The sequence below is a fragment of the Psychroflexus sp. MES1-P1E genome, from assembly GCF_002836055.1.
GTDB lineage: Bacteria > Bacteroidota > Bacteroidia > Flavobacteriales > Flavobacteriaceae > Psychroflexus.
The window spans coordinates 1-9,500 of record NZ_PJBS01000103.1; the positions used below are offsets into that span (position 1 = coordinate 1).

Annotated in this window: 9 protein-coding genes; 2 read left to right on the forward strand and 7 right to left on the reverse strand. The window is 32.2% G+C overall.

The window, feature by feature from the left end; translation table 11 throughout:
* Positions 1–1,513 precede the first annotated feature (1,513 nt).
* Both CXF67_RS02570 and CXF67_RS02575 read left to right on the forward strand, forming a co-directional pair.
* Entirely contained in the window at positions 1,514–2,797 is a 1,284-nt protein-coding gene (locus tag CXF67_RS02570) for an agmatine deiminase family protein (protein WP_102087324.1), read from the forward strand.
* A 646-nt stretch (positions 2,798–3,443) separates the two neighbouring features.
* Entirely contained in the window at positions 3,444–4,007 is a 564-nt protein-coding gene (locus tag CXF67_RS02575; RefSeq protein ID WP_102087325.1) for a DUF6642 family protein, read from the forward strand.
* Here the strand turns inward: CXF67_RS02575 and CXF67_RS02580 are convergent.
* The 7 genes from CXF67_RS02580 to CXF67_RS18035 all read right to left on the reverse strand — a co-directional run.
* The gene (locus tag CXF67_RS02580; RefSeq protein ID WP_102087326.1) at positions 4,004–4,993 is read right to left on the reverse strand and encodes a lipoate--protein ligase; all 990 of its coding nucleotides are present in this window, start codon (positions 4,991–4,993) and stop codon (positions 4,004–4,006) included. The genes CXF67_RS02575 and CXF67_RS02580 overlap by 4 nt on opposite strands.
* A gap of 362 nt (positions 4,994–5,355) precedes the next feature.
* Positions 5,356–6,084, reverse strand: coding sequence for a TMEM175 family protein (locus CXF67_RS02585; protein WP_102087327.1), 729 nt, complete (start codon positions 6,082–6,084; stop codon positions 5,356–5,358).
* A gap of 262 nt (positions 6,085–6,346) precedes the next feature.
* Positions 6,347–6,577, reverse strand: coding sequence for a PH domain-containing protein (locus CXF67_RS19140; protein ID WP_102087328.1), 231 nt, complete (start codon positions 6,575–6,577; stop codon positions 6,347–6,349).
* A 919-nt stretch (positions 6,578–7,496) separates the two neighbouring features.
* Positions 7,497–7,652 carry a hypothetical protein gene (locus CXF67_RS18030; RefSeq protein WP_180957870.1) on the reverse strand — a complete coding sequence of 52 codons (156 nt, stop codon included), beginning with the start codon at positions 7,650–7,652 and terminating at the stop codon, positions 7,497–7,499.
* Entirely contained in the window at positions 7,645–8,079 is a 435-nt protein-coding gene (locus tag CXF67_RS02600; protein WP_102087329.1) for a UPF0158 family protein, read from the reverse strand. Before CXF67_RS02600 ends, CXF67_RS18030 begins: the two co-directional genes overlap by 8 nt.
* Positions 8,080–8,248: 169 nt before the next feature.
* Positions 8,249–9,037, reverse strand: coding sequence for a hypothetical protein (locus CXF67_RS02605; protein ID WP_102087330.1), 789 nt, complete (start codon positions 9,035–9,037; stop codon positions 8,249–8,251).
* A 131-nt stretch (positions 9,038–9,168) separates the two neighbouring features.
* Positions 9,169–9,500: hypothetical protein (locus tag CXF67_RS18035; protein WP_219621011.1), on the reverse strand; the 332-nt coding region annotated here is incomplete at its 5' end.

Consider the following 9,500-nt stretch of genomic DNA (forward strand, 5'->3'; position numbering starts at 1 on the left):
ACAGCTGGAGTATATATATATATATATATAAACACGATTGTATTGTATTGATATGAGACCATACAAGTAAACTTTAATTAATAGAGTGGTATTACACCTATCGCTAATGTCAACAAGCTATCCTAAAAAAGCTTTTTCTGTAACACTAAAATGTTAAGGATTTGGTGATTTCCAGATGGTGGAGCTGTATTTTAAAAAATGTTGTTAACTGTTTTGACCCCATTAAACAAGAGTATTCTTTTCACTTATATTTAATTTAGCATTATGAAAAAGAAAAAGAATGGTTTGAATTGAACTTTTTTAAAACCATCAAGGTGAAAGAAATCATTAAGACTTAAAATCTATTATTTGCAACTCATATTTTATTGAGACAGAAGTCAGTTGAAAATAGTGTGAACCATTTTGGGGTTGTGCAGATTTATATTTTATTGAGTTTAAAAGATAAAACAAAATGCAAAAGCTTTGACTAAGTGCTTAATCGGAAATTCAATGTTTTTAATTCCCTTACTCACTAGACACAACAAGGTAATGGCAAGCAGGCTAAGGTGAAGGATATTTCTTTACATTTGTTAGCATCACCTTATCAACAACTACACTTACAGGTGTTATAAATAGTTGAATACTCGAAATTTCCTACATTTATATTTATGGGTCTTAAACAAGATATACTGATTTATTTATCAGAGCTTAAAAGAGTCTTGCACAGGAAATGCCTAAAGTTTGTAAAAAAATTCATCTATATGAGGAAAAACGGACCAAAGGGCAATTAACTGAAAAACCTGTTCCTGGACTTCAGTTTAATGTCTAAATCCATATTATTAATAGTTGCCGGCTGTTACGGTCCTGGAAAATCATTATTCTCAAAGGCTTTATTTCCAAACAATTCATTTCCGTAGGATGACGACTTGGTATTCCTTTATTTTTATAACTCACAATTAGCAATGAATTAAGTGGGCGAATGGTTCATAATTTGTCATTTGAAAATTTACAGACAAGTATTAAAACTGCAATAGCACAAAAGGAGAACTTCTGTTGCGAAACTAATTTTAATTCCACACCACTTTAGTGGCCGACAATTTTTAAACAATAAGATTACCGATTAGAACTTGCTTTCTTATGTTTAGATTCTATCGATACAGTAAAAAAGCGAGTAAGAATAAGAGTGGAGAACGGTGGGCATTTTGTGCCTGACCAAGAAATTGAAGAACGATATAGGTCAGGCTACAAACACCAAAATAGGATTACCCATGAACTATGATAGTAAGCCAAAATGAAGCCATGCGTTGGAAAACATATTATTGGGTATATTTAACTGCTAATTTTAAGGAAAGATACGTCGGTGCTGAAGATCAAAGAAATGAAATATGGAGAGTATGTTAAAGAAACGTATTTTAGGTTTTTAAATGAAAATAAGAGAAAAACAAGTATCAATTGGACTAAGTCAAAATTTAGTGTAAACTATCTCCCCTAACTTTGTAAACCATCTGACTTAACGAACATTAAAATACACAGTATGAAATCAATTTTAACCAGCTTTATAATTGCCTTTTTTTTCATTTCATGCTCTTCTCCAAAGACAACGGACAATTTAATTGTTGTAAACCAACCGGCAGAGTTTGAAGCCCAAGAAGCGATTTGGTTGATATGGCCCTCTACGAATCATAAAGAAGGAGAATCGGTTGAAAAGGTCACTCTTTCTATTATTGAAGCTTTAATCGATGATATAAACATAGTGGTAACGTGCAAGGATAAAGAACTTCTTAAGCAAGCAAAACAAACAGTGGAAAACCACTTTGGGAATCAGCCAAGAATCATATTTCTAGAAATCCCATCTTTAGAAATTTGGACAAGAGACATGGGGCCAACATTCGTAGAAACAAATAAAAATACCTTAGCCATTGCAGACTTCAATTTTAATTCTTGGGGGTACTCAGATACTTTAGACATCGGGACTAAAACAGAAGAAATGTATGATGTAAGAGTAGCTGAACACTATAATTTGCCTGTGATTTCGAGTTCAATGATCAGTGAAGGTGGAAATAGAGAAGTAAATGGAAAAGGGATATTGATGACCACAGAATCAGTTGAAATGGGTAGAAACCCAACCATGACCAAAAAGGAGATGGAAGCTGAATATGAGCGACTTTTAGGAATTAAAAAAACCATCTGGCTGAAACAAGGTTTAGTGGAAGACAACCACACTTTCCTTGGGCCTATTGAAACTTTAGACGGAACAAAAGCCTACACAGTAGTTACTACAAATGGTCATATTGATGAATTTGCTCGTTTTGTAAATGAGTCTACAATCCTTTTGGCACAAATAGATAGCACAGAATTTGACGATCCAATTGCTTTTGAAAATCACAAACGGATGGAGGAAAATTACCAACTATTATCCGCAGCGACTGATCAAGATAATAACCCATTTACTATTATTCGTATGCCGCTTCCGGGCCCTATTTTTTCGACAATGAAACCCGGTGATTATGTTTATGATTATATCAAAACACTCGATTATAAAGAGGGGAGTGCTTTTCCAAATGGCGATACAGTAAAGGTTATGGCTGCGTTTAGTTATCTCAACTTTATAATTACAGACAAGGTGGTAATTGGGCAAACTTGTTGGAGAGAAGGAATGCAAAATGACTTGAAAGTAAAAGATAAAAGGGCTGCACAACTATTGCAATCTGTTTTTCCCAATCGAAAAATAGTAATGATTGATGCCCTTGCCGTCAATTTAGGTGGTGGTGGGATACATTGCATTAGTATGAACCAGCCCACATTCTCAGACAATTAGATTTTGAAAGTTAACAAAATAATGATGTTCAACAGGTTGTAAAAAGGCATCGAAACATATCTTAGACTGACGGTTATTTTAAATGTCGAGCAAGTCAATGAGTGATTTTGAGAGATTTGACAGAACTCTATTGAAATCGTATTGAGAACTCTGTATTACTTTCTATGTATAAGTTTAGGCTTGGAGTACTTCTGCCAAATTAAACCTATAATGTCACAATAAATCGTTTTACCAAAACGAATTCGGAACAGCCTTTTTTCGCCTGTTTTTTATCAAAAATAATTGCCGTAACTAAGGCTATGCAAATTATTTTAACTTCAAAAAATCAAAAAACTTGTACTGAACTACGTCGTAAAATAATTCAATTTATTTATACGGCATTATAAATTTAATAATGTAAAAACAGATTTTAGTCGCCTTGAAGAAAATTTTAGCGCTACAAAAGCATTAATGGGATTTAACCAAATCCTCTTGGATAGTTTGCTTATTCTGACTCAGAGACTAGAACTATAGTTTTTCGGTAGTTGATTTTTAACCTATTTCAGAAAATTGAATACCATAGTCTTAATGTTTTAATAAGTTACTTGTTAAACACAGCCAGAATGAACAGTTTCGTTTCCTCTAAATGAATTGAAAATATACTGTTATGGAAATTGAAAAATTTATTTACTGTCTTGAAGCCGTTCCAGATATAGAGACTGCCAATACTACTGAAGTTATAAAAATCTTAGAGGATATTGCTTTAGTACAAGATATTACGAGTATTTACAAAGCTTGTGATACCATAGAGGGATTGGAGGAGAGCTTGAGTTATTTGCTGTATGAAGATCATAACTTTAAAGATTACGAAATTATTTACCTCGTTATACCGGGGGAGGCGAACAACATTCTGTTGAATGACTATTATTATAGCATTGAAGAGATTGCAGAACTTTTTGAAGGGAAGATGACAGGGAAAGTCATACATTTTGCTAACCAAAAAGTATTGGATCTCACTGATGAGGAGTCACAGTATTTTTTAGATGTTACTGGCGCACGAGCTATCTCGGGTTATGGATCTACCACTAGCAAAATCTCAAGTACAATTACTATAGACAGAGTTTTTTTTAGTATGTTTCAGGAAAATGATGATCTTGCGGAAGTCGTGGAGTCGATGTTTCAAAAGCATTATAATCTCTGTAAGTTACTCGACTTTAGGTTGTATTATTAGAAAAAAGCCTGCACCAATTCTTCTTCAGAAATAGCATTAAAATAGTCAGAACTTTTCAAATCCTGCAAAACAACTAGGAGTTTCTCTTTCTGATGTTCTCTTCCTATCAAACCCTTAATTAGTGGTTGCAGATCTTTATTAACAAAGAAATCTCCAAAAATTTCTAAATCGGTAATTATTCCTTTTTCTACATTAAAGTGAACCTCAACAAAACCTCCTGGAGTTTTTATGCCATTCTTTAAACCGTAATTGGGAGAATAGCCATAATTCCAATTCCACTGGCTGTACTTTTCGTCTGCTAGTTTTTGAATAGCCGCTTTATCAAAAGCGTTGATTTCATAAGGAATTGCATCGGGATACAAATGTGTGATATGCTTCAATACACGTTCGCCAAACTTTTCAACGCCGATGTCCTCTTTTAAATGATTGGAAATATTGGTAACTCTACTTTTTACCGACTTGCGTGCTTTACCCTCAAACTTTAAAGGATTTACGTTCAGCGCATCCGATATATCTTGAATTTTCGAGGCGTATAATAAAGTACCATGATGTAAAACCCTTTGTTTCTGGTGGTAAATATGCTCTGCATTTCCCGAAAACTTCTGACCATCGATTAAGATATCATTCCGACCAGAAAAGATAGCTTCCACACCAAGTTGGGACAGCACATCTATAATAGGCTGATTGTATTTTTTAAAATCTACTTTAGCGCCTTCCTCACCATAACCCATTATAAAGGTATAATTGAGGTTACCCAAGTCATGATATACCGCGCCGCCACCTGTAAGCCTGCGTACTACACTCACACCATTCCCTTTTACATACTCTATATTTATTTCTGCTAAAGTGTTCTGGTGCTTTCCTACTACAATGGTATTGTCGTTTTGCCAAAGCATAAAAACATTTTCATCAAAATTCTTTAGAAAATATTCTTCCGTAGCTTGGTTGAAATATGAATCGAGGCTTTTATTGAGTATACAGAGCATCTAATTTTATTTTAAAAGTGATTTTTTATCATTCCATAAATATAAAATTCATAGGCCAAACACTCTACTATTTTGGCATTTAACTTTAAAAACTAAGAGATGTTAAATTTTACAAATTCCAAAAGACTGAAATAGTTTTCTTACAAAAGGCGTATTAAAAACAAAAGCAGATAACAACATAAATAGCTTTTTCTACTTGGTACATATGAATTTCATATCTTTTTAAAGTTAAAATGACAAGGGAAGAAAGCCATTTTACTATCAAAAAAGTCTTAGATCTAACTCATGATGAATCACGGTGTTTTTTAGATATTTTTAATGTACGAAATATCTCAGGAAAGGATATCAAATGTCTTTGAACCTCACATCACAAAAGGAAAAATTAGCCTCTTTTTATAAAATCTATTTATAAAAATGGCAGAGACTGGAATGGCGAGATACGTTAATGCAGACCATGAGGCCAAGGTCTCAGATAAAATTAACGCTAAAATTGCAGCAACAAAGCCAGTAAAAGAGACTATTCCCAATAATATGAATTTAGATTTTGTTTTATCAATTTCAAATTGATTCAATTTGAGCAGATTTCTTTGCGAAAATGCACGCAAGTATAAAAGAAACAGTATTCCTGCCATTGCAAAAAGTCCAGCACCGTAAATAGCATATAATCCAATTAGCTCTCTAGTGCTTGTAACTTCAAATGTTGAGGTTAACCATCCATTGCTTAACCCCGTAAAAAGAGCGGAGAAAATTAACCGAAGTGGATACATGAATACGAGTAAAATAAATATTAGACCAATACTTAAAACGATGGTGTACTTATCTTCCAAACCATATCTTCTGCTCCATGTCCGATGGCTGAACCAAAAAATCATGATGATAAAAAAACTACATAAACATGCTGGGATTTCCTTTAATGAAATAATTAATTCGGGATAATTTTCTGGTATTGTTCCCACAGAAATAACCAACATGGTAATTGCAAAAGCAAAGGCGGCATCCATAAACGTCTCTAATCGTGTAATTTCAATTCCACGCATTGTGAAACCTCGATCTATGGGGAAGTTTGCTTCTTTACTTTCTGTTTTAGTCATGATAGTTTTTTGGATTTTAAAAAAGCTAAAATAGTCAACTTTTAGTATAAAATAATCGCATCTAGATTGAGCTAAATCTTTAAATATTACGGTTAAGTAAAAAGCCTACTTCGCTTTTAGATGCATTAAGGTTTAAAATTTTCATTTTCTGAATGTTTCATGCCTTTGTTTTAAAAGGATAGTTTGGTGGTTTAAATATTAAAGTTAGTCAATAAATCACAGATATGAAGTCCGTGAGTCTAGATGCTTTGGGATTTGTAAATTAGCTAAAAGCAGTACTATATTTTGTAGGGTGTTTGTTGTGTAACTTTTTTTTAGGTTTCTGTCCTGTTATTTTTGGGTTTAAATTTGTCAAATACTTTGCAAACTCCAATTTGTTTTTTGGCGAAATTATCATCTCTTTAAATTTTTCATATTTAATTTCAATTCGCTCAAACGAAGCTGTTGGAGAAAAAATAATAGTATTTGAGTTTGTTATGTCATTAATTTCAATCGGTTTGTAGGTAAAGAATCAAAACTTAATTTTAAGTTTATTTTCTTCAATTGTATACTCCGTTTTGAAAAGCATATGAGTTAGAAGTCCAAAGATTATTATTAAAAATAAACCTAGCAAAACCATATTCAGAGTTATTTCGCTTTTAATCAGATTAAGGATTAAAGGACTGAAAAAAACTATGAATACAACAATCAATAAGCCGTAAGAAATTTTGGAAGAATATTTTTAGTCATAAGTTATTCTGGTTTTCTGTAAAGGTTACACAATGTTTGGTGTAGGGTTTGTTGCATGTTTTAAACAACTAATTTCCACAACAAGCTCGAATTAATAATAAATTAGATATGCTATGTATGCTCAGATGGGCTTTTTTTTCAACTATAGAAACATAGTTAATTAATCTAAAGAGTGTAAGTCATTTATGGGCTGGGGGCACCCTTTTATTTTACTTAGGACATGTTCCTTGACGCATTAGTGAGTCCTAAGGGTGTTGTTTGTGAAGACAGAATTGAAGAAAGCGAGACTACAATACCGATATATATTGAACAATCATAAACGCTTCAAATGAAGCAAAATCAAAGCTGCAAAATGGCATAGGTTTATTACAAAGTCTTATTCAAATTTCTTCTATCATTGGGAATTGGGTTGCAAACTGGTCTAAAACCACATTGAAATTTATACATTGTTACATGCTGGTTTTTTTTCAATTCATCAATTCTTTTTTTGTCAACGTAATGGGTTGCGTAGCGGTCCTCAATACTCTTTTTTCCTGATTTGCTAAATCTCAATTCACGCTTAATCCCTTTACCAAATCAGTTATATCCTGTCCACGAACTTTCTAAATTTAAATCCATTGAGTATTTTCTAATCAACTTATTAATTAAAGTCAGCTTACTTAAGTTTATGTTACATGCTTTCTCTAAATATTCAATTCGTCCAAACCTCCAGTTTCACAGTCCTTTTTTGCCAAGTAATCAAGTTGTAACAGAATATCTACAGTGCAAACAAGTCCTTTTTCATAAGAATTTAAATGTACCAGTCTTTTTACTTCTTTTTCTAAATCTGCATTATTCATTGAAATCGTCCTTATTTAAATCAATTTGCTTTTTTACCCAATGGATACAGCGTAATTTTTTAAAATCGAACCACAGCTGTCTATACTTTTCTGAATTATCAATCTGCCATTTAAAGTTTCTAAATGGTTTTGGTTTGTTTAGGGCATCAATTAATTTTTCCTGTAATTTAATATTATCAATGTTCTCTGAAAAGTCAGCCATTATCCGAAATGATTCATGTGAATCAAGTCCAACAAATTCAAAATAATCATCCCAGTTTTTATCAATTTCCTTTGATTCCTCCTCCCAAGATTCTTCATCAGCACCATCCCAACTCTCAAAATTGAGAATAGTTATAATCTTGCCAGCCTTGTGATGATAAAAACACCTCATTCCTGAATCTAGATTATCTGCAATTTCTTCTATTTGATTTTCAGTTAGTTTCATGGTTGCATAATGTTTATTTTTCAGCTTGCATATAAGGTTTTGGCTATGTGCAGTGCGGGAATTCGAAGCACTTCACTTTCGGTTTATCTCTATATTTATTAAAAGCACAAATCTTAATTTAATTACTTATTGCCCAATGACTCATATACTTTGTTGGCAGTAGGCCATTTTATGAGTCAAATAATGTACTTATGGAACCAAATTTTGGAAAATAATTACCATTTTGATCAAAATAAGTTAAAAACGCTAATGGTACATAACATAGTGGTAAATCAGTCGAATTTGTTTTGAAGTATTCATTGTAAATTTCAAGTTGTTCATGTCCTCCCCAAATTATAGGAACCAAATGAATATTCCAGTCGTCAATTAAATTCTTTTTTTTATCAGTCATTTTTTCTTCTAATCTGCCGTTGATGAAGGTTCTAATACTATTTGCATCATTTTCAACCTTTTTAGGGTTTATTTGAATGTTCATAACCTCAATCAACACTCTCATTTTCGAATCTTGAATCATCATATCAAAGTCAATCGATTTACCATTTGGCAAAACTTTTTCAACTTCTAGCAAAATAAAATTATTAGTTTTTTTTAATTGATAGATTACTGAAAGCTCACCTAAATAATTTAGATATTTTGAGTCGAATGCAATGAGTAAATTCTTAATTGTATTAAAGATTAACTTCCTCTCTTCTTGATTTAATAGTAATTTTAATTGATAGAATAATTTGTTATAAAAGTCCATCATTCCAATGTAATCAGAATCACCTTTTTTTATAGATATAATTTGGTCAAAGATTGAGGCTTCGATTACAATTGAATCTCCATTTGTCTCAGAAACTCTTTGGTCAATTTTCCGATCATACTTTTTCTCAACATCGTCCCATGGGAATTTTTCTTCTCCGATAAAGTCAATGAGCTCTGGTATGTAATTTGAAAGATTGTATTTGACTAAATTCATATTTAGGGCTTACTTTTAACGAGTTTGTATATGGTTTGTTGCATGTTTTAGGCAACCAATTTAGTAAATAATTACCGACCAAGGAAGTCCTAGAGGACTTTCGCAAGTCAGCAAAAAGCCAGCAATTAAGTTTATATAGTGTTGGCAGTAGACTTTATCAAATCTATTACTAATTTCTCATTTCGTTTACTTTCACCATTATTCAATACTAGAAAATGTTCATTCGATAAATTAAACAAACTTTTTACAAAGAACTTCTTATCTTCGAAACCAACATAAATTCGGTTTCCCATATTTGGAGAAATTAGTGTATTTCTTGAATTTCCTAAAGTTTCAGCATTCTCTTTAGTTTCTATTATTAAATAATTATCAGATTTTTCAGAAAGTTTCCAACCTTGATGTGATTCAAGAGTTTTACTCAAAATGGTCTTAAATTCCGTTTTATTGTGTAAAAAGTTAATGA